The organism is Paenarthrobacter sp. 2TAF44 (genome assembly GCF_052114885.1).
Lineage (GTDB): Bacteria > Actinomycetota > Actinomycetes > Actinomycetales > Micrococcaceae > Arthrobacter.
The window spans coordinates 35,067-56,132 of record NZ_JBFRFP010000030.1 but is presented as its reverse complement, the minus strand read 5'-3'; the positions used below and the strand labels follow the sequence as shown (position 1 = coordinate 56,132).

Annotated in this window: 19 protein-coding genes and 1 pseudogene; 5 read left to right on the top strand and 15 right to left on the bottom strand. The window is 61.0% G+C overall.

The features are described from left to right. The 7 genes and pseudogenes from AB4Z15_RS21985 to AB4Z15_RS21955 form a co-directional block, all read right to left on the bottom strand. Positions 1-319: pseudogene (locus AB4Z15_RS21985) on the bottom strand (pyridoxal 5'-phosphate synthase lyase subunit PdxS); the annotation flags it as partial. Between the two features lie 308 nt (positions 320-627). Beyond that, entirely contained in the window at positions 628-1,239 is a 612-nt protein-coding gene (gene pgsA / locus AB4Z15_RS21980; protein ID WP_309929787.1) for a phosphatidylinositol phosphate synthase, read from the bottom strand. Further along, positions 1,229-1,822 carry an HIT family protein gene (locus AB4Z15_RS21975; RefSeq protein WP_224090593.1) on the bottom strand — a complete coding sequence of 198 codons (594 nt, stop codon included), beginning with the start codon at positions 1,820-1,822 and terminating at the stop codon, positions 1,229-1,231. Before AB4Z15_RS21975 ends, pgsA begins: the two co-directional genes overlap by 11 nt. A gap of 18 nt (positions 1,823-1,840) precedes the next feature. Next, the gene (gene thrS / locus AB4Z15_RS21970; RefSeq protein ID WP_442018946.1) at positions 1,841-3,850 is read right to left on the bottom strand and encodes a threonine--tRNA ligase; all 2,010 of its coding nucleotides are present in this window, start codon (positions 3,848-3,850) and stop codon (positions 1,841-1,843) included. Positions 3,851-3,981: 131 nt separating this feature from the next. After that, positions 3,982-7,533 (bottom strand): DNA polymerase III subunit alpha, encoded by a 3,552-nt coding sequence (locus AB4Z15_RS21965; protein WP_442018945.1) that lies wholly within the window; start codon positions 7,531-7,533, stop codon positions 3,982-3,984. A gap of 3 nt (positions 7,534-7,536) precedes the next feature. After that, the gene (locus AB4Z15_RS21960; protein WP_442018944.1) at positions 7,537-7,881 is read right to left on the bottom strand and encodes a DUF6504 family protein; all 345 of its coding nucleotides are present in this window, start codon (positions 7,879-7,881) and stop codon (positions 7,537-7,539) included. A 79-nt stretch (positions 7,882-7,960) separates the two neighbouring features. After that, positions 7,961-9,016: an FAD-dependent monooxygenase gene (locus tag AB4Z15_RS21955; protein WP_442018943.1), complete on the bottom strand. Its 1,056-nt coding sequence runs from the start codon at positions 9,014-9,016 to the stop codon at positions 7,961-7,963. 58 nt (positions 9,017-9,074) lie between these two features. On the opposite strand from AB4Z15_RS21955, the gene AB4Z15_RS21950 reads away from it, so the two are divergent. Further along, positions 9,075-9,614, top strand: coding sequence for a TetR/AcrR family transcriptional regulator (locus AB4Z15_RS21950; RefSeq protein WP_442018942.1), 540 nt, complete (start codon positions 9,075-9,077; stop codon positions 9,612-9,614). Between the two features lie 45 nt (positions 9,615-9,659). Beyond that, the gene (locus AB4Z15_RS21945) at positions 9,660-10,049 is read left to right on the top strand and encodes a hypothetical protein (protein ID WP_442006697.1); all 390 of its coding nucleotides are present in this window, start codon (positions 9,660-9,662) and stop codon (positions 10,047-10,049) included. Here the strand turns inward: AB4Z15_RS21945 and AB4Z15_RS21940 are convergent, their stop codons facing one another. Continuing rightward, entirely contained in the window at positions 10,050-10,796 is a 747-nt protein-coding gene (locus tag AB4Z15_RS21940) for an SOS response-associated peptidase (protein WP_442006705.1), read from the bottom strand. A 166-nt stretch (positions 10,797-10,962) separates the two neighbouring features. Here AB4Z15_RS21940 and AB4Z15_RS21935 point away from each other — a divergent pair, with 166 nt between their 5' ends. Beyond that, entirely contained in the window at positions 10,963-11,220 is a 258-nt protein-coding gene (locus tag AB4Z15_RS21935; RefSeq protein ID WP_442018951.1) for a mycoredoxin, read from the top strand. Between the two features lie 20 nt (positions 11,221-11,240). Here AB4Z15_RS21935 and AB4Z15_RS21930 read toward each other — a convergent pair whose 3' ends face one another. The 4 genes from AB4Z15_RS21930 to AB4Z15_RS21915 form a co-directional block, all read right to left on the bottom strand. Next, complete coding sequence (locus tag AB4Z15_RS21930) at positions 11,241-13,568, bottom strand: FdhF/YdeP family oxidoreductase (RefSeq protein ID WP_442018950.1); 2,328 nt, start codon at positions 13,566-13,568, stop codon at positions 11,241-11,243. Positions 13,569-13,638: 70 nt separating this feature from the next. Further along, the gene (locus AB4Z15_RS21925; protein WP_442006696.1) at positions 13,639-14,409 is read right to left on the bottom strand and encodes a lipoate--protein ligase family protein; all 771 of its coding nucleotides are present in this window, start codon (positions 14,407-14,409) and stop codon (positions 13,639-13,641) included. Continuing rightward, positions 14,409-15,212: a thioesterase family protein gene (locus AB4Z15_RS21920; RefSeq protein ID WP_442018941.1), complete on the bottom strand. Its 804-nt coding sequence runs from the start codon at positions 15,210-15,212 to the stop codon at positions 14,409-14,411. Before AB4Z15_RS21920 ends, AB4Z15_RS21925 begins: the two co-directional genes overlap by 1 nt. A gap of 31 nt (positions 15,213-15,243) precedes the next feature. Then, a complete protein-coding gene (locus tag AB4Z15_RS21915; protein ID WP_442018940.1) occupies positions 15,244-15,732 on the bottom strand; it encodes a DedA family protein in 489 nt (162 codons plus the stop codon). A 70-nt stretch (positions 15,733-15,802) separates the two neighbouring features. Here AB4Z15_RS21915 and AB4Z15_RS21910 point away from each other — a divergent pair, with 70 nt between their 5' ends. Further along, positions 15,803-16,765: a hypothetical protein gene (locus tag AB4Z15_RS21910; RefSeq protein ID WP_442018939.1), complete on the top strand. Its 963-nt coding sequence runs from the start codon at positions 15,803-15,805 to the stop codon at positions 16,763-16,765. On the opposite strand, the gene AB4Z15_RS21905 is transcribed toward AB4Z15_RS21910, so the two are convergent. Then, positions 16,766-18,274, bottom strand: coding sequence for an FAD-dependent oxidoreductase (locus AB4Z15_RS21905; RefSeq protein ID WP_442018938.1), 1,509 nt, complete (start codon positions 18,272-18,274; stop codon positions 16,766-16,768). It lies immediately after the preceding gene. Positions 18,275-18,352: 78 nt separating this feature from the next. Beyond that, positions 18,353-18,841, bottom strand: a complete 489-nt coding sequence (locus AB4Z15_RS21900) for a DNA alkylation repair protein (RefSeq protein ID WP_442018937.1) — start codon at positions 18,839-18,841, stop codon at positions 18,353-18,355. A gap of 61 nt (positions 18,842-18,902) precedes the next feature. Between AB4Z15_RS21900 and AB4Z15_RS21895 the strand changes: the two genes are divergently transcribed. Further along, positions 18,903-20,006, top strand: a complete 1,104-nt coding sequence (locus AB4Z15_RS21895; protein WP_442018936.1) for a PDDEXK nuclease domain-containing protein — start codon at positions 18,903-18,905, stop codon at positions 20,004-20,006. A 2-nt stretch (positions 20,007-20,008) separates the two neighbouring features. Here the strand turns inward: AB4Z15_RS21895 and AB4Z15_RS21890 are convergent, their stop codons facing one another. After that, a complete protein-coding gene (locus tag AB4Z15_RS21890) occupies positions 20,009-21,040 on the bottom strand; it encodes a dienelactone hydrolase family protein (protein WP_442018935.1) in 1,032 nt (343 codons plus the stop codon). Positions 21,041-21,066: the final 26 nt, after the last annotated feature.

The window sequence follows — 21,066 nt, the reverse complement described above, 5'->3', positions numbered from 1 at the left end:
ACTTGTCGATGTGGTTCACGTAGTCGGCCGGGGTCAGGACCTCGGACTCGTCGATGTAGTCCACGCCGAGGGACTGCAGGACCTGGGCTTCGACGAAGTGGCCGATGCGGGCCTTGGCCATGACCGGGATGGACACGGCGGCGATGATCTGATCGATCATGTCCGGATCTGACATGCGGGACACGCCACCCTGGGCGCGGATATCGGCGGGTACGCGCTCAAGCGCCATGACGGCGACGGCACCGGCGTCCTCGGCGATGCGGGCCTGCTCGACGTTAACGACGTCCATGATGACGCCGCCCTTGAGCATCTCCGCCATGCCCCGCTTAACGCGGCTGCTGCCCGTGACGCTGTTCGCGGACGAACCGGCTTCGTTGCTTACATCTGGTGTAGACACAAAAACCCCTATGGGTAGATAAACGACCTTTTCGCCGGTGGCTCGCGCAGCCACACGACCGCAGTCAGCGCACACCGGGTTTTCAGGTCAAGGTGACCAAGTACTAGTAATACTAGTCGCACGTTGCCCGGTGGCTGTACATTCATTACCGCATTCGGGGGCCAAGAAGAGGGCGACTATAGGACACCTGCACAACTGCCGCTGCTAGGCTCTGGTCACATGCCAGTTTCCTAGGCTTCGGCCATCGCTTGCTTGCGGACAGTCGCCATTCTTTGCACGATAGTGACCACACTGGCGAGGGCGAGAAGGATCAGGGTGGCGAAGAGCACCACTGCTGGAAGTCCCAGCCCTGTGAGCCCGGTGATGAGAAGCACCGAAGCTAAACGCTCTGCACGCTCGGCAATGCCAACGCTGGCTTGATAGCCCAGTGACTCGGCCTTTGCCCGCGCATAGGAAACCACCATGCCCAGTACCAGGCAAACGACGGCGGCAGTACCGATCGCAGGATCCTCACCCTTGGTGAAGAACCAGATGGTCAACCCTGCAAAGATGGCGCCGTCGGCCAACCTGTCCAAGGTGGAATCGAGGAAGTTTCCCCAGCCGCCGCTTCGGCCTTGCAAACGGGCCATAATGCCATCCACGACGTCCGAGAACGCGAAGAACGCGACCACCACTGAACCCCACCACAGATATCCCAGCGGGTATAGAACCAGTCCGCCGAGAATGACTCCTGCTGTACCAGCCACGGTCACTGCGTCTGGAGATACGCCAATCTTGAGGAGCCAACGTGCCAAGGGTGTGAAAAGGGAAGTAAAGAAACCACGCGCATGCCTATTGAGCATTCGACTCCCCCGGCCAGGCTTCGGCCACCAGTTTGCGGACCTCGTCGAGTGTCTGCGTAATGGCCTTCGTCTGGGCGATGATCGGGAAGAAGTTTCCGTCCCCACCCCAGCGGGGTACAACGTGCTGGTGCAGGTGCGCGGCGATCCCTGCTCCACCGGTGACACCCTGGTTCATGCCCAGGTTGAAGCCGCTGGGGTTGGAGACCTTCCTCAGCACTCGCATGGCTGTCTGCGTGAGTTCGGAGAATTCCGCCGTCTCTTCCACCGTGATGTCCGTGTAGTCCGGAACATGGCGGTAGGGGCAGATCAGCAAGTGGCCTGGGTTGTAAGGGAAAAGGTTGAGCACCACATAGCAGGTCCTGCCACGGTAGACGATGAGTGATTCCTCATCGCTACGCGTGGGCCCAACACAGAACGGGCAGTCGTCCTTGTTCTTGAACTGATCCTGTCCGCCCTTGATGTAGGCCATGCGGTGGGGAGTCCACAGGCGCTGAAAAGCGTCCGGAACACCTGCCAAGCCGAAGTCATCGGTTACTTCGGCGTCGCCCGGAAGGTCAGCTGCCGCGCCTGTGTTCTCCTGCACCGTCTATTGTCCGTTCCGTCAGCTTTCGCGGTTCTTGACAGCGTCCACGATTCTGCGGACCGCCTCTGCCACGGGCACGCCGTTATCCTGGCTGCCATCACGGAAGCGGAACGAGACAGCACCTGCCTCGGCGTCCTCACCGCCCGCGATCAGGACGAATGGGACCTTGTCCTTGCTGGCCGTGCGGATCTTCTTCGGGAAACGGTCTGAAGAAATGTCCACCTCTGCGCGGATTCCCGCGGCTTTCAGCTGGCCGACGACGTCGAACATGTAGTCATTGAATGCCTCGGCCACAGGGATGCCCACTACTTGGACGGGAGATAGCCATGCGGGGAAGGCACCGGCGTAGTGCTCGGTGAGAACGCCCATGAACCGCTCCACCGAGCCGAAGAGGGCGCGGTGAATCATGACGGGACGCTGGCGCGTTCCATCCGCTGCCTGGTACTCCAGCTCGAAGCGTTCAGGCAGGTTGAAGTCCAACTGAATCGTGGACATCTGCCAGGTCCTGCCGAGGGCGTCCTTTGCCTGGACGGAGATCTTCGGCCCATAGAATGCTGCTCCACCCGGGTCCGGTACCAGATCCAGCCCGGAGGCCTCCGCAACCTCGGCGAGTGTGCGGGTGGCTTCCTCCCAGGCGGCGTCGTCACCTACGAACTTTTCCTCGTTCTTCGTGGAGAGCTCGAGGTAGAAATCATCCAGGCCGTAATCCTTGAGGAGGCCAAGGACGAAGTTCAGTGTTGTGGTGAGTTCGTCCTTCATCTGCTCGCGGGTGCAGTAGATGTGGGCGTCGTCCTGTGTCATGCCACGGACACGGGTCAGTCCGTGCACAACACCGGATTTCTCGTACCGGTACACCGAGCCGAATTCGAACAGGCGCAACGGCAGTTCGCGGTACGACCGGCCGCGTGAGCGGAAGATCAGGTTGTGCATGGGGCAGTTCATCGGCTTCAGGTAATAGTCCTGCGCAGGCTTTCGCACCGTGCCGTCTTCATTGAGCTCGGCATCCACCTGCATCGGCGGGAACATGCCGTCCTTGTACCAGTCAAGGTGGCCGGAGACCTCGTAAAGGTGTCCCTTGGTGATGTGCGGGGTGTAAACAAACTCATAGCCGGCGTCCACGTGGCGCTGACGGGAGTAGTCCTCCATGGCCTTGCGGATGATGCCGCCCTTGGGGTGGAACACAGGAAGGCCCGATCCAAGTTCGTCCGGGAACGAGAACAGATCCAGCTCCACACCCAGCTTCCGGTGGTCGCGGCGTTCTGCCTCAGCGATGCGTTCCTGGTAAGCCTTGAGGGCTTCCTTTGTGGGCCATGCGGTGCCGTAGATTCGCTGAAGCTGCTGGTTGTTCTGGTTGCCCAGCCAGTATGCGGAGGATGAGCGCGTCAGCGCGAACGCGTTGGAGATGATCTTGGTGTTGGGCAGGTGCGGTCCCCGGCAGAGGTCGCACCAGACGCTTTCGCCGCTCTTGCGGTCCACATTGTCGTAAATAGTGATGTCGCCGGCACCGACTTCAACGTTCACGCCTTCTCCGGCGTCGGCGGCGTCGTTCTTCTTGCCCAGCAACTCAAGCTTGTAGGGTTCGCCGGCCATGGCTTCGCGGGCTTCTTCTTCGGTGACCACGCGGCGAACGAACTTCTGGTTCTGGTTGATGATCTTCTGCATCATCTTTTCCAGCTGGCGCAGGTCTTCCGGGGTGAACGGCTCAGCGACGTCGAAGTCGAAGTAGAAGCCGTCAGTAATGTAAGGGCCGATGCCAAGCTTGGCATCAGGCCGCAGCTGCTGCACGGCCTGGGCCATCACGTGCGCGGTGGAGTGACGGAGAACGTTGAGTCCGTCAGGAGACTCGATGGTGACACCTTCGACGTCGGCCCCCTCGGTGAGGACCTGGTCAAGGTCCTTCAGCACACCATTGACACGGGCAACAACGACGTCGCGGCGCTCGAAAAAGAGTTCCGCGCCGGTAGTCCCTTCCGTCACCTTGGTCTCTTCGCCATCGACGATGAGGGTGATCTGTTGGGCATCTGACACGGGTGTCTCCTATTCATAGTGAAGGCTTCATAGCTTGTGGCGTACGGGGACCACAGCCAGCCACCGTCAATCGTATCTGTTTCGACGAAGGCGGCCAAAGCAGCGCGCCGACGCCTTATTTACCTGCCTGTTCAGCTCCCCAACCCGGTAATGGCCAGGTTCCTGGAGATACCCTCAAGGGGTCCTGAATGAGTGAATTCAGGCGGAAGCCCGACGCCGGGTGGCAGGACTTCGGCAAACGGCAAAGTTTCGGGGCGGCTAAGGTCCCAGGCTTTGCTGGCACTGAGGCTGATTCCCTTGGGACCTGTTCTTCGCGTAGTTCCACGGATCAGCAGAAGCCGGGTACCGAACAGGAGCGGACCCGATTCTTCCTGCGCTTCGTGGAAGAAGACGGTGTCCACGCAGCCTGTACCGTCGTCGATGCTGATGAACACCACGCGGCGTCCACCACGCATGGGAGGTGTCTGCGTTGCGATCCGGACACCGGCAACCAGTACCTCGGTACCGTTCCGAAGCCCCAGAAGCTTATCCGCCGTGGTGACGCCAAGCTTGTCCAGCAATGGCCTATGGCTTTGCATAAGATGCTCACTCACATCCACTGCCATGAGATCAAGCTCGGCCCTGACATTGTCCACCATGGAAGGCTCGGGAAGTTCAGGAGCCAGGTTCCTCAGCTCAATATCACCCAGGGCAAATGACAGTTGACCCTCAATGACATCCGCAGCTTTCTTCGAGGGACTGCCCTGGAGGGCCTGCAAGTGCTGCACCAGATCGGCACGGTTTGCAGTTCCGCCGGCATCCCGGTGCAGGGCATCGAAGGCTCCAAGTTGGGCGAGCCTCTTGATGTTCGGTTTGCTCACCCTGGCCCTTGCCCGGAGGTCCGCGAGGGAATCATAGGGTTGACCAGCTACTATCCGCTTCAGCTCCGCTCCCGAAAGTCCATATATTCCGTTCAGGCTCAAGCGAATGCCGAGCTTGCCGAAATCCTTGCCTTCCTGGATTCTTTCCACTCTGTATTCAGCCTGGCTGCGATTAATATCCAAGGGCAGGATGGGAATACCCAAGCGGCGGGCCTCAGCAACCAGCAGTCGTTTGGGGTACATCCCTGGATCGTGTTCCCACAGCCCTGCAAGGAACGCTTCAGGGTGGTGTGCCTTCAGCCACGCCGATTGATAGGTGGGCACAGCAAAGGCAGCTCCATGGGCTTTGCAGAAACCAAAGCTGCCGAAGGCTTTGAGGGTTCCCCATACTTTGTCCACGACGTCCGGGGAGTATCTCTTGATCGCTTCCCGACGGAAATACTTCTCTACTTCAGGTTCGTGGAGCTCATCACCCAAGGCCCTTCGAAACTCGTCCGCCCGGTCCAAACCACACCCCGTCATGACATGGAAGGTCTTCAGGATCTGCTCATGGAAAACCGTGACGCCATGAGTTTCCTGCAAAACGGGTTTCAGGTCTGGGTGAGGGTAGACCTCGGGTGCGAAACCATGCCGGTGTTCAAGGAAGGGGCGGACCATGTCCGACTTCATGGGTCCAGGCCGGAACAAGGAAATATCGATAATGAGGTCATTGAATTCGCGCGGCGCCATCTTCCCAATAAGCTCACGCTGGCCAGGGGATTCAATCTGGAAGCAGCCCAAGGTGTGGGTACTGCGGATCAACTCATAGGTGGGCTCGTCGTCGAAAGGCACCGCATTGAGATCAATCCTGCCGTCCTGGGCAATGTAGTCCGGGCCAGCGCCTCCCACCTCCACCGGGTGGTGGCCAGCAGCAACTACCTCAGCTTTGGACGGGTGCAGGCGGATGACCTCCCGCACCGCAAACGCCATGGCACTTTGCATCCGCACACCCAGGACATCCAGTTTGAGCATGCCCATGGGATCCATGTCGTGTTTATCGAACTGGCTCATCGGCAGCCCCAAACCGCTGGGCTGTACCGGGGTTCTGTCCAGGAGCGTGGCATCGCCCAGGATCACACCGCACGGGTGCATGGAAATGTGCCGGGGAAGGCGGTCCAACCTTTCAGTGAGATCCACCAGCAGGTCCAACTGCTGGTTTTCCTCCATGCCCCCAGGCCCTTCACGGCCAGCCTCCACCCTTCCGGCAAATTCTCGGAGTTCAGGCTTTTCAACCAATGCCTCCCTGAATTTACGCGCAGAAAATCGCCATAACTGCTTGGCAATTTCACCGATTTCACCATCGTCCATGCCAAGGGCCATGCCGGCATCGCGGACAGCACCACGGGCCCGGTACCCGTTCTGCATGCTCATCAGGGTCACCCGTTCGGCTCCGAAGCGCTCGAAGATCTTCCGGTAGACGTTATGCCGTTCGGCGCTTTCGACGTCGATGTCAATATCGGGAAGGGTGGATCGGCGACCCGAGAGGAACCGTTCAAAAATGAGGTCATGCCGGATGGGATCCACTTGGCTGATATCGATCAGATAGTTGACCAAGCTGGAGGCGCCGGAACCTCTGGCAGCTACCCGGACGCCCATCTCGATGATCATTCTGGATACTTCCGCAACAGTGAGGAAGTAGGAGGCAAAGCCGAGTTTGTCGATGATCCCCAACTCATGCTGCAACCGCGAGCGCATCTGTATTTCCGCATCGCCGTTGATGCCGGGGAAGCGGCGGGTGATTCCTGCCTCGCATCGTTGGGTGAGTTCCACCATGGGGTCACGGTCGATGCCGATGATGGAAGCTTCGGGAACAACGGGCTTTTTCCATCCCATGTCCAGGACGGGATCGATGCGGCATTTGTCGGCGAGCGCTTCTGTGTTGGAGAGCAGCTTGTTCAGCCCTGCCGCTCCTTGCCCTGCGGCGCCCATGATTTCCTTGCCGAGTTGGTGCATTTGTTGGGCGTTTTTCAACCAGCCTTGCCCTGTTGGTTGCAGCTGTCCGGTTGGTTGGAGTAGCCCGGTTGGTTGCAGCAGTGGTGCTGATGAGAGTTCGGGGAGGGATTTTAGTGTGCGTGCTGAGTCCAGGACGTCTGCGGTGGGGGCGCCGTCCTGGGCGCAGTAGCGGACGGCGTTGCTGAGGATGGCGGGGATGTTGTATTCGAGGGCGAGTTTGAGCATGCGTACTGCGTGGGATGTGCTGAGGGGTTCTCCTGGGGCGCTGAGGTGGGATACGGTTTCGGCGACGATTGTTCCGGGCGGCATGGCGTCGATCCATTGTTTGAAAAGTGTGCGGGGGCGAAGATATTTCCGCCCTCCCATGGCGCGGCCCACATCGGAGTCCGGTCCTATGAGGACGGTTAGCACGGGCTTGAGGGTTTTGGGGTCCAGTGTGCGTGATGCGAGTTCTGCCCGTGTTACGGCGACGGGCACTACTCCCCCGGCCTTCCCGGAGGTGCGGGCGTGGGCGTCTGAGACGAGTCGGCAGAGGGCGCGGTAGCCGGCGCCGTTGTTGTTGCCGTGGGCGAGTACGACGACGCGGCCCGCTACTTGGGTGCGGTGGTCGCCGTCGTCGTCGAAGATGGCGAGGTCCACGCCGATGATGGGGTCGATACCGGCGTCCATGCATGCTTTGAGGTGTTTGATGGTGCCGTACAGGCCGTCCCGGTCAGTACAGGCGAGCGCTGTTGCGCCGTCTGCTGCGGCTGACTGGGCAAGTTCGTCTGGCCAGGAGACGCCGTAGTGGGCGCTGAAGGCTGTGGAGACGTGCAGGTGTGTGAAGCTCAAGGTTCAGGCGGCTTCGTCTGGTTCGACTGCTTGGGCCGGTGCGGCGTCGTGGATGCGTAGAAGCCGCCAGCGGCCGCTGGCGAGGTGGCGGACGAGGTCAAGGGTGATGGTTTTGCCGGTTTGCCCTTCGTCCTGCGGGCGCTGGAGTTGGACCCGCCAGATCTCGTGATCCACCAAGCCTGCGCCGCTTCCCAGTGGGGCACGGCTTTCTTCTACCCACCATTGGCGTCGTTCGTACCATCTGAGGGGTTCGTTGGTGACGAGGTACTGGGTTCCTTTCCACTGGATTTCCTGCGGTTGGCCTGTATCCGTGCAGATGACGTCCACGGACTCGCTGAAAAGCCCCATATCCACACTCCTTGCCTGGTGAACTTCGTTCGAATGTATGTTCGAATATCTCCAGTTTACGTCGCCCCTCCGGCAAAACCTACTGGGAAGTTTTGCTCCTTCCGGGCGCTTTGGACTTTCGCTTGGCAGCAAGGTCCAGCAGCTTGTCGCGGAGGGGTTGCGCACCTTCTGCGAGCGCCACACGCATCATCAGGGATGAGCCGATGCGGTATTGCTGGGTCCTCAGAACGCGTTGACGGTTGTACGCCTTGAGGGCTTGGTCCAGGGGCAGGGTGTTGACCAGCTTGCCCAAGGTGACGGCGTCTATCAGCGACTCGCAAGCGCCTCGTCCGAGGTTGGGTGCCATGGCGTGGGCCGCGTCGCCGATGAGGACCACATTGCCCCGGGAATAACGCCATAGTGGCGGGGTGGTCCAAATGCGTTGCGCCAATGATGTTTCGGGCGTCGCTGCTTGCAGGACATGCTGGATGCCGTGGGAGTGCCCGGCGTAGCGGCGGCGCGCAACTGCCAAGGCTTCGCCGACGTCAATTTCCTCGGGCCCCATCCGGGAGCGGAAGGACGCATACCAGTTGGTTCCGCCGCTTGAAGGGCCTATGCCAAAGAGGTCCCCGCGCCCCCAGTACTCACCTATGGTTTCGCTGCCCGGCTCTTGGGCAATGACGCCTCGAACGGCGAGGTAGCGTGTCAGCTTGGCCGAACGTGCTTGGCCCCACACGGAGCGCCTCACCATGCTGTGCACCCCATCTGCCGCCACTGTCAGGTGGGCGTCGCTTGGAACCGCATCCAGCTTTTCGATGCGTCGTTGGACTGTTGAGGGTACGGCTGAGTCCAGGAGTCGCAGGAGCGTGTGGCGGGCGACGCCCACAAGGTTCTGCCCTTCCACGCTCAGCCACGGCACCCCTGTGGCACTCCGGAGCGCGCCGCCCCTGATGATGGGGCTGCTTTCGCGGACGGCCCCAAGTATCCCCAATGACGCCAGGGCCTCCTGGGCTTCGGGCCACATGGCCAGGGTTGTTCCTACTGCCGGGAGGCCGGCCCGCTGTTCGTACACGGTGACGTGGAACTGGCTGGGATCAAGAGTTCCTGCCAGGGCGAGGCCTGCTATGCCACCACCGACGATATCCACTTTTTTCATGCTGCCAATGTACTACTACATTTGTAGTACTTACGAGGTTAAAGACTAGACTTTCTCCATGCCGGACAGACGAACCGATCTTGCCGACGCCGCCCTCGCCGTGGTCGCCGCCAAAGGTCTCAAGGGACTGACCCATCGGGCCGTTGACGCCGAAGCTGGCGTGGCCGTCGGAACGACCTCCAATTACTTCCGCAACCGAGCCGCTTTGGTAGCTGCCGCCGTCGACCGCGTTGAAGAACGGGATTCGCTCCTGCTGCAGCAGCAGGGTGGGTCCGAATTCCCGACGTCGGTAGCCGCCTTGGCGGAACAACTCGCGGGAGCGCTGCTCGGCCTGGCAAGAGACCATGCCGCACTGACGCGGGCACGGTTCGCCTTTGCCCTTGACCAACCCGAGGTGGTGGCCGCCGGGCACCAGAGGATGCTTTCAGCTCTTGAAGAGATGCTCGATTCACTGGGAATTCCTGACCCAAGGGCCCGCGCAGAAGCCGTATCGGACTACGGCGACGGGTTGGCCATGCACCTCCTGACGGCACGCAGCGGCGAGGCGACGGACCAAGCCACAGTCGCAGCCAACGTCCGGCGACTCTTGGAGGGATGAAGCAAAGGGGTGGACGCGGGCGGGTCCACAGAGCAGGATTGTGGCATGAGTACCAATGACGCACTCCTGAAGCAGGTCAGTATCTCCGCCGCCGATGACAACCTCGTTGCGAGATTCGAAATCGAAGGCAACATACCGGGCTCCGGCGCTTATGTCGTGGGCCTTGTTGCTGCCAGCGAGGACTATTCCTCCCAACGCAGGCTGGGCATTGAGTTCATGAATGGAGAAGCGATCTCGTTTTACTCCTTCAACCACTCGCTCAGTGCAGAGGAAAACTATGACATCAAGGGCGTGGAACACTCCGGCAACGTGATCACCGGAAACTTTCCGATGTCCGCCATCCATGGACTCAGTAAGGGCCACGTCATGACGGCCTTCAGCGAGGCGGACGGCCGCGATTTCCAGGCCGGTGTACCGGTCACGGAAGCGCTCTAGCTAGAAAAGGCCTTCCACCGGTTCAATGAGTTCCGGTGAGTTGTTGCGGACATTTCCGACCGCTTGCCCCACGGCATCGAGCGTCCAGTCAGCAGCGGCATCGTGCGCCCTTGAGCGGACCATGTCCACCAAACCGGCCGCATCGTCCTGGCGTGGATCCAGCCAGGCCTCCATCGTTTCCCTGCTCATGGGCAAAGGGACCCTGTCATGCAGAACAGTCAGCTCGTCAAAGACGGAGGCACTGCGGCGCGTGCGGGCTGATTCGGACGTCGGAGTATCGGCAGTGATGATGGACATGGACAACAGCCACCGGTCGGGGTCATCGTTGGACATCGACTGGTCCCGCCACCACTCATACAGGCCGGCGAAGACCAACCCCTCACCATTCGCCGGATGCACGTAGTAGGGCTGCTTGGACTTTCCCTCACCCTTCTTCCACTCGTAATACCCATCAGCGGGAACAGCGCAGCGCCTGGCCGCAGCAGCCTTTCGGAATGACGGCTTCTCCAGGAGAGTCTCACTGCGCGCATTGATCAGGCGCGCGCCACCTTTGGGATCTTTCGCCCATGAGGGCACCAACCCCCAACGCGCAACATGCAACTGCCGCTTCAATCCATCGTCCACGAGCCTTTCCAGCACAATCGGAACAGCATCCGTTGGAGCCACGTTCCACGATTTTTCCAGGGCGATCTCGTTTTCAAGTTCGGCATCAAAGTCAGCCAGCAGATCCCCCACGGCACGGGCCATTACATAACGTCCACACATGGGAACAGTCTGCCGTGTCGCTCAAGGACGCACCAGCCCGGAATGTGACGTAACCCCGATTCCCGGCCTCACGGGAATTATTGGGCTGCGGGTTACGGTTGATACCAACGAATCACCCGTGGAAACGACCAATACTGAGGAGAGCTCTGTGGACTTCACTCCCGACTCCGGCACCATCACCATGTTCTCGACCACCTGGTGCGGCTACTGCAACCGCCTGAAGAAGCAGCTCGACGCCAAGGGCATCGGCTACACCGAGATCAACATCGAAGAAGTAGATGGCACGGCCGAACTCGTCGAGCAGCTCAACGGAGGCAACCGCACCGTCCCCACCGTCCTGTTCCCGGACGGAACCGCAGCAACCAACCCTTCTGTTTCCGAGGTAGAAAACCGCCTCGCAGCCTAAGCGCCAGGGTTGCCTAAGGCTTACTTTCCCTGTCCGGCCGCCGCCTCGAAAATCGGGGCGGCAGCCGGTTCCAGACGAATAATCACAGACTTCGACGCCGGCGTATTGCTGCCTTCCGCTGTTGAATCCAACGGCACCAACACATTCGCTTCCGGATAGTAGGCCGTGGCGCAGCCCCTGGCACTGGGGTACGCCACCAAACGCAACTGGCGCAGCACACGGTCAACGCCGTCGTCGGCTTCGCTGTGCACATCCACGTAGGCGCCATCCTGGAAACCCAACCCCGCCAGATCCTCAGGGTTCACCAACAAGACCATGCGGCCTTTCTTGATGCCACGGTAACGATCATTCATGGAATACGTCGTCGTATTGAACTGGTCATGGGACCGCACAGTCTGAAGGAGCAGTCTGCCCGGCGGCACTTCAATGGTTTCCAGGTCATTGACAGAAAACATGGCTTTTCCCGTTGCTGTGGGGAAAGTCCGGGAATCCCTGGGGCCGTGTGGAAGCACGAAACCGTCGCGCTCGCGGATGCGGGCATTGAAATTATCAAATCCAGGCACCACATGGGAAATGTGGTCACGGATGGTGTCATAGTTGCGCCTCAGACCGGCCCAATCCACCGGAACCTTGTGGTCAAGAACCGCCTCGGCCAGCCGGCTGACGATCGCCACTTCGGAGAGAACGTCCGGAGCGATGGGTTCCAGCGTCCCGGCGGAGCGGTGCACGGCGCACACGGTGTCCTCTACCGTGACAAACTGTTCAATCCCGTCCTGCTTGTCGATTTCGGTGCGGCCAAGGGTCGGAAGGATCAGGGCCTGCTCCCCCACCACTACGTGGGAGCGGTTCAGCTTGGTGGAAATCTGAACAGAGAGCCGGGTCTTTCGCACAGCCTGCTCAGCAACCGTGGTGTCCGAGATCGCATGGACCAGATTCCCGCCCAACGCGACGAGTATCTTGATCCTTCCATCCCGCATTCCACGGATGCTGTCCACGGAATCGACGCCAGCCTTCCGTGGCGGGTCAAAGCCAAACTCATCCCGCACGGCGTCAAGGAACCGCGGCGGCATCTTCTCCCAAATACCCATGGTCCGGTCACCCTGGACATTGCTGTGTCCACGGATCGGCGAAGGGCCAGCGCCCGGTTTGCCAATGTTGCCGCGGAGCAGAAGAAGATTAATGATCTCCTTGATGGTGGGCACTGCCTTCTTATGCTGGGTCAGTCCCATGGCCCAGGTGATGATGACCCTGTCCGCGTGGATGTACCTGTCAGCAAGTTCATCGATTTCTGCGCTGGTCAGGCCGGTGGCGGCAAGAACGTCCCGCTCCTGCAAAGTTGCGAGGTGGGCGGCGAAACCAACAAACCCCTGGCAATGCTCATCGATGAACGGGCGGTCCAACACCGAACCCGGCGCCGCTGATTCGGCATCCAGGACACGCTTGGAAACAGCCTGCAGCAGCGCCATGTCTCCGGCGAGCCTGATCTGCAGGAACTGGTCAGCCAAGTCAGTTCCCTTACCAACCAGGCCTCGAACACGTTGCGGGTTCCGGAAATTGATCAGGCCAGCCTCAGGCAGCGGATTAACAGCGACGATGGACGCACCCGCGAGTTTCGCTTCCTCCAGCGCCGTCAGCATCCGCGGATGGCAGGTTCCTGGGTTCTGCCCCATGATGATGATCAGGTCCGACTTCGCGAAGTCCGTATACGTGATGGCCGATTTGCCCACGCCGATGGTCTCGCCCATGGCAAGGCCAGTGGACTCGTGGCACATGTTGGAACAATCCGGGAGGTTGTTGGTCCCGAAAGCCCTGACGAAAAGCTGGTACAGGAACGCTGCTTCATTGCTGGTGCGTCCACTGGTGTAAAACGTGGCCTGATTTGGATCATCAAGGGCGTTCAACTCGTTTGCAATCACGTCGAAGGCCCGCTCCCAGCTGACGGGTGCGTAGTGGTCCGAGCCTGCCGCCTTATACACCGGCTCCACCAGCCGGCCCTGTTGGCCCAGCCAGTACTCGGATCGGGATTCCAGGGAACTCAGCGGATTCGCGGCCCAAAACTCCGTGGGGATCCTCAGCGGCTCTGCTTCCCAGCCGATTGCCTTGGCTCCGTTTTCACAGAATTCTGCAGCCTTGCGTTCCGGTGGATCGGGCCAAGCACAGCTCATGCAGTCGAAACCGTCTTTTTGGTTGACCGCCGTGAGGGTCTTCCAGGCGCGGGAAGGGCCCATATGGGCCATCGCATGGGGCAGGGTTTCGCTGAGGCTGGGCAAACCAGCGGCCGACCTCTTGGGCTCGCTGACGCTCAAGTCGACGTCGGTATCCTGAACTGGGTGCTTCTTCCGGCCCATCATTCCACCAGGTTTCGTGTGGTTAGGTTCCTGATTCCCTCAGCGTAAACCCGGCCCCCAGCGTGCTCAACTAGGCCAACAGACTCCGGAAGTCGCCGTCGACCACGTCTGCATAGCCGCGGTACGCGTCAACCACCGCGTCCTCCACTGTTTTGACGTCCAGGTGCGGCAGCAGGTCATTTGCTGCGCCGGCGGTAGCTGGATCCCAGTCCAGGCCCAGCGCAGCGTAGCTTGCCGTCAGGACGTCGCGGATGGGGCCGGAGTTCTCCACCACAATCACAGAGCTGAACAACCAGCCTCCGGACACCACCCGTTGGGCCGTGCCAATGAGCTTGATGCGATGGGCGGGAAACTCCGCGTCCTCCCCGTGCACGCTGAACTCCCCGGGGCAGTACTCCCCCGGGATCTCCCCGACGGCGGCATGGACACCGACGCTGCGAAGCGCACCTGCCAGCAACTCACCGAACTCCGCGAAGCGGGCTTTTGCACGGACGATCGCGTCAGGGTGCGGCTCAATATGATCAATCACCAAGGTGCCCTGGTGATACGCCGCCGCACGTCCGCCGGCCTTCCGCACGAGAGGTTCGAAGCCGAGCTCCCGGCAGGCATCCTCAGCTGCGCTGAAGCCGGGCAGGTTCGCATCGCGCTGGCCAAAGGCAACGGTGGGCTGCGGGCGGTACAAGCGCAGGGAGGGACCCAATTGCCCGCTGCGGGCTCGTTTCAGCAGCTCCAACGCAAAATCAAGATCCTCAGCAGCACCGAGGGTTTCCTCTTGGCGGTAGACGGTGAGCTTGGAGCGGTCGCCGACGCCGCCGTCGGACTCGTTCCTTGCTTCGCTCATCAGCTTTTCCTCAGCGTCAGGATTTGCTCAGCCCTGCCGAAAGGTCCGTTGATGTCATGGAGCACGCTGGACGTCAGGCCGATGCCATCGGCTCCGAAGGAGACCTTGTTGTCCAGCCCGAGCCACTCGCCTGAAGGGGCACGGTACATGTGGATCTGCAGATCCACGTTGGGGAAGATGTAGCTGTTCTCCCCCGGCGGGACCCGTGCGGCGATGCCGTTGGCTGTATCGACCAATCCCATCAGTCGGGCAAGATCGCTGCTGTCTTCCTTGTCCGTCAAAGGATGCATGGTCCGGATCCACACCCTGCCCGAACCTGGCCGATGGCCTTCGCCGATACGCATTTCCAGGGAACGGATGTAACCCCCAGGCCAGACGCTGGCACCATCCCACAACTTGCATTCGTCCGGGGCGGGCATGGCCTCGTCTTCGAACGCCGCCACCGCGCTCGTATCGCTGGTGATCATGCGCCACGCCGCGGCACGAATCGCCACCCGCCCCCCGGCGGAAAGCTCAGCCTCGATAAGTTCAATGGTTCGTCCCGGCCTCAACGTTGAGGTGGTCACTTGAAACTCGCCGCCGGGGATCAGCCCCAGGATCTCGTAGCTGATACGCGCCATACGGACGTCGTCACGGGGCTCATGCCTCAGGAGGGCGTCAGCCATGATGCCCGAGGCAGGGGCCATGTGTTGTTCGTGCGGATTCCAGGCACCTTGGGCATGAATCGTGGAGCGGTAGCGGCCCTCACCCAACGATTCGTAGTAGAAGTTACCCTCCGCCAGTTCCGGTAATGAAGTAGTCAACCCGAGCCTTTCGCAGATCCAGCAGTAGAACTCAGACCACTGTATCCGCTGATTTGGCAGCCGCCCGACGCCGCCGGCCAACGATCACCCACACGATCACGGCGACCACGGCCGTCACTAACAGCCCGGCACCAACCGGCGACGCCGCAGCTACCGCAAGCCACGCCTCAAGTGCAGCGAGTCCGATAGTTGCGTACAGCAACGCCCAGACGATGGAGCCCAGGACGGCAGCGGGGAGATAGCGGCGCAACGGCATCCTCGCTGCACCGGCGGCCAGGTTAACGGCGGTCTGCAGGCCGATGGTCAGGAAGGACAGCACGACGGCGTACGGTCCCCAACGCTGAATGAGGGCTTGGGCCTGGGCTGCTTTGGGCCGTTGGAGCGACGCCCCGAAGCGGGTGTGTGCGAAGCCGGCAACCGCTCCACGACCCAGCCAGTACGTAATGTTGACGCGGATCATGACAATCGCGAAGAGCGCCGCAAGCGCGACGCCAAAGGGCAAGCTCATGATCTGGTCCACGTGACTTAGGCTACCCTAAGCGCTGCGGTGTCGTGGACGGGGTCAGCACCAGCACACCTAGGATGAATTCATGGATCTCCGCGATGCCGCCCAACAGTTGTACGCCGTGCTGCCACGTGAATTCACCGCGCAGCGGACAGCCTTGGCGCGACAAGCCAAGGAGTCAGGCGACAAGGACCTCGCGAAGGAGATCGGCAGCCTGCCCAAGCCCGCGGCAGGCGCCTGGGCCATCAACATGCTTGCCGTCCACCAGCCGGAGGTGATTGACGGCGTCGTGCGTTTTGGCGCTTCCCTCCGGACAGCACAAGAGGAGGGAGACGCTGAAGCCCTCCGTGAACTTGGCCAGCAGCGCCAAGGCCAGCTGACCTCGGCCGTGCACGCAGCAAAGGACTTGGCGAGCGGGCTGGGAGCGCCATTAAGCGCGGCCGGGGCTGCCGACGTCGAGCAGACGCTGCGGGCAGCAATGGCCGACGCCGGCGCCGCAGCCGCGGTGACCACGGGCCGGCTGGTCCGGGCACTAAGCGGAAGCGGATTCGAGTCCGTGGACCTGACGGATGCCGTGGCTGCAACAACTCCGGATGAGATGTCCGCTGCAGGAGAACCGCCAAAAGTGAAGCTGCCTGCCGAACCCAGAGCTGCGCGCCAGAGCAAGAAGAAACAAGAGCCGCAGCCGAAAGAGAAAGCACCTGCGGAAACCCCAACATCCCTGGCCGAACGCCGGGCCCAAAAGCGCCAGGCCGCGTTGGAGGAAGCCCGCGAGGAATTTGAGGCAGCCGATCAGGAAGCCAGAGAGGCTGAAGACGCCGCATCCACAGCGTGGAATGTTGTCAAGGAAGTCGCGGGCAGGCGCTCGGATGTCGAGGCCGAGATCAGCGAGGTCAAGAAGCGTTTGGCGTCCCTCGAAGCTGAACTGATCGGTATCACGCGGGACGCGGAAGCTGCTGAGTCGCAGAAGAAGCTGGCAGTCCGCGCCGCCACCCAGGCACGACGCGCCGCGGACCAGGCCCGACGGCGCGTCGAACGGCTGGCGTAGTCAGTCCTTCTTTTTTACTGGCGACTTTTGAAGGTTATGGGTTGCAGGACCTTCCAGATACTTGCCGTCGGGTGCGTACCTGGAGCCGTGCAAAGGGCAATCCCAGGATTTCTCGGCGTCGTTCCAGCTCAGCAAGCCTCCCAAGTGGGCGCAGCTCGCCGACACCATACAGACGTTGCCATCAACGGTAGATACAGCTGCTGGCTCGCCCTTGTAAAGCCCGACGACGCCGCTCCCCTCCGGTGGTCGCGTCTGGTCCGTGATCTCGGGGTTCCTCCTGACCTTGGCCTTGTCATCGACCATGCGTTTGGCGACGCTGGCATTGAGGCGAACAGATTCCAATGCGCCCTGGGGCGACGTAACTCGGTGGTGTATGACCTTGGCCCAATCAGACTGGCCGCCCAGAATGTCCGCAGTAATGGACAGCGCGGCAGCGACTCCGTTGCTCATGCCCCACTTGTTGTAGCCAGTGCCGAAGAAGATCCGGCCGTGGCCCCGGGGCATCTTGCCGAAAAAGGGAACGAGGTTGGTAGGCCGATAGTCCTGGGCAGACCACGTATGGGTGACCTCCGCGCCCGGATAATGCTGGTTGGCCCAGGCGAGAAGGTCATCCAGGTGGGCCTTGGGTGAGGCTGCCCGGCCGCCGGTATGCCCATAGCCACCTACCAGCAACAACTCACCTTCCGGCGTCGGGTGAGTGCGTTGGGAACGTGTGGGTGGATCAATGCTCAGGTACATTCCGCTCGGTGGCGGGGTTTCACTTGGAAGTCGAAGAGCCGCAGCGTATGACCGGTTGGGTTCGAGCTTGGCGAAATAAAGTCCGCGGTCCAGGATCGGCGTGCCAGTAGCTATGACGACGGTGTCCGCGGTGAAGGCGCCTTTTCGTGTGGATACTTCCACGGGAAGGTCAGAACCCACATTCTGCACCTGGACACCCTCAACAATTATTCCGCCGTGCTCCCGGATATCCCTTGCGAGGGTCTCCAGGACTTCCATGGGGTGGATCTGCGCCTGGTCGTCCAGTTCCAGTGCCTCAACCACCGGGAATGGCAGCCCGGGGTCACGGCTGAAATGCACGTCCAAGCCCGCATCCCGTGAAACCGCGGCCTCCTTGCGCAGCCGCTGGCCGCCGTCGTCGCTGGTTGCGAACGTGACTGCCGTCCGGCGCTGAAACGGGACGCCCTGCTCTTCCATGTACCGCATCAGCCACGCCTGACCAGTGCGATTCGCTTCCACGTAGGCTTGCACCACTTTCAGCGAGTACTGACCACGCAGGGCCGAGAGTGCCCCTCCTTGCAGGAGGCTTAGTTTGCCCGTGGTGTTGCCGGTGGTAACAGCCCCCAAGGTCCGCGCTTCCAAAACTGCCACACGCTGACCGGATCTGGACAACAGCAGGGCCGTCACCATTCCTGTGAGACCTGCGCCCGCCACTATTGTGTCAAAGTGCTTGTCATCGGGGATTGCATCGGACGTGAAGCTGGATTCCCTGTCCAACCACAGCGATTTCATCGAACAACCTGCCTCTCAATTCACGGAATTGGCGCCTGGCATGCGTTGATGAAACGGTAGGCCGGTGGCTGCGGCTAATCAAGAGTTCGAGTTGTCGGTGGCGAGCTGCGCGGCCCGCCGGAGCCACGGATCAGTGTCCCGGGACCAGCGTTCCACAACGCGTGCGGCGCGTTCCTTCGCCTGTCCTTCAAGCCTGGCGAGCAGGGGTTTGACCACGTCCACCGCCAGAGGACCTGCCAGTTCCTCCGTGCCGGCCTGCCTGATGAAGCCCTCAATGCGGGTCAGGTCCGTGTTGACCAGGATCCCTACCTTGGTTTGCAGCAGCACAACCGCAGCGAGCCTGCGTTCAAAGACCGGCTCATCCCACAGTTCCGAACTCAGGGCCGTGATGTCGTCATGGCCCAGATTCTTGTGCCGCTTGAGGGCGTCCCGCACTGTTCCCCTCACTGCACCAACCGATGCCCCGTAAACCTTCATTCCACCCAGGCGCCCGCGGGCTTCCATGGCCTTCTCCCAGGACGATTCACGCTGCAGCGTGAAGTCCACAAATTCACCCGCTTCACTCACCAGTCCATTCTGTCAGTGCCTCCCTTTAGCGTGAGGGCAATAGCAATCGACAGGAGAGATAATGCCTTCTCAAGAGCTCGTCACTGCAGCGGCAGAAACAACAGCGTCGTTCCCGGGCGTCCCGGCCGCGACATCCATGCCCGACTGGTATCCCGCACTGCTCAACACTGTCGCGCAAGAAGTCCGGACAGGCCGCACACGCGCTCTGGCGGCAGCGAACAGCGAGCTGCTCAATTCCTACTGGAGCATCGGCCGGCAACTTGCCGAGCGCGAATCGCAGGAGGGCTGGGGCGCCAAAGTGGTCACCCGATTGTCCGCCGACATCCGAACGCGCTTCCCCGACGCGAAGGGCTTCTCCCCCAGGAACCTGCGGTACATGAAGAGCTTTGCCCAGGCTTGGCCTGAGTTTCCAATGTTGCAAGCGCCGCTTGCAACATTGCCCTGGTACCACCAGATCGCACTCCTGGAAAAGCTCGACGACGCCGCCACGCGCCTCTGGTACGCAGCGGCAGCTGCCCGGCATGGGTGGTCGCGCAACGTCCTGACGCACCAGATCGAGACCCGCCTGCACGAGCGTTCCGGGCAGGCCATCACCAATTTCAAAACCACCATGGTTCCTGCCGATTCAGACCTCGCACAGCAGGCCACCAAAGATCCCTATGTCTTTGATTTCCTTGCAATGACAGACCGTCGGAGCGAACGGGAACTGGAGCTTCAACTGGTGCAGCACGTGGAGAAATTCCTGTTGGAACTGGGTCAAGGCTTCGCCTTTGTTGGTGAACAGGTGCGATTGGAGATCGCCGGCGACGAATTCTTCGCGGACCTGCTCTTCTACCATTTGAAATTGCGCTGCTACATGGTCATTGAGCTGAAGGCCGTGAAGTTCGAACCCGGGTTCCTGGGCCAGTTAGGCATGTACATGGCCGCCGTTGACGACCTCATGGCCCATCCCGATGACAAACCGACGATCGGCCTGCTGCTATGCAAGGAGAAGAACAGCGTGGTTGCCGAGTACGCCCTCCGTGGCTTCAACGCTCCGGTGGGCATCGCGGAGTGGCGGACCTCCATTGCCGAATCCTTGCCCGACGAATTTGTTGCCAGCCTTCCCAGTATCGAGACGTTGGAGGCTGAGCTGGCCAGCCAGGCACGTGATCTGCCGGACTGACCTCATACGTTGTCCTTGAACCAGGCCAACGTGTCGTTCCAGGCCGCCGAGGCTTGGGCCTCGTTGTAGCGGTCGCTTGTGTCGTTATGGAATGCATGGTCCACGCCCGGGTACACCTTGAGCTGGTGCTTGACCTGCGTCGCGTCCAATGCCTCCTTCAACTGCGGCATGGAACCGGTGATGCGCGCGTCCTTTTCAGCGTAGACACCGAAAACGGCAGGCTTTATGGTGGGGACCTTTGCAAGGTCCGGGGCGGGACCGTAGAACGCAGAGGTTGCCTTCAGCCCAGGGATCTCGGTCGCTGCCTGCCAGGTGATGCCTCCACCGAAACAGAAGCCGACCATGGCAATGCGGCCCTTTTCCACGAAATCCTGGCCATTCAGATACTCGAATGCTGACTGGAAGTCGCCAACGTGCCGCTGAGCGCCGGCCTTCGTGAGAGCACCCGGAACAGCGTCCGGATCCATCGATGCGGTGCCGCCCTCCCTGCTGAGGAGGTCCAGCGCCAGAGCCGCGTAGCCTTCCTTGGCAAAGCGCCGGGCGATGTCTTGGATGTGGGGCGTGAGACCGCGGTTTTCGTGACAGATCAGGACGGCCGGACCGGGCTTAGCGTTCTCGGGTCTGGCCAAGTAGGCACTGATTTCAGTCCCTCCGGAATCGAACTTCACTGTGGCTGTTGCCAGGCCCGCCGCCCCTTCCGGCACTGTCAGCGGACTCTTGGCATTAGGGACGGCTGTCGTTTTTCCCGATGTTGCTGACGCGGTGGGCGTTGGCATTGGGTCCCCGGTCTTTGGCACCTCGTCCGGTGTACAGCCCACCAAGGTCATAGCCGCCGCGGCCGCGGTCATGCTTCCCATGATGAACGCCACGCGCCTCGTGAATGTCCCGTGGGACATGTCGCCCGAGCGATAATCGTCGTAGAACTCTTCGATCAAGTACTTTTCAAACTTCTCAAGCTGAACCATGGCGTCCTCCCGAAGTTGGGCAGTATCTTCCTCTGCTGGAAAGACGCGGGCAAGGGCAGGAGGGTTCACCTACAGATTCGATCTGCTGCCAAAGT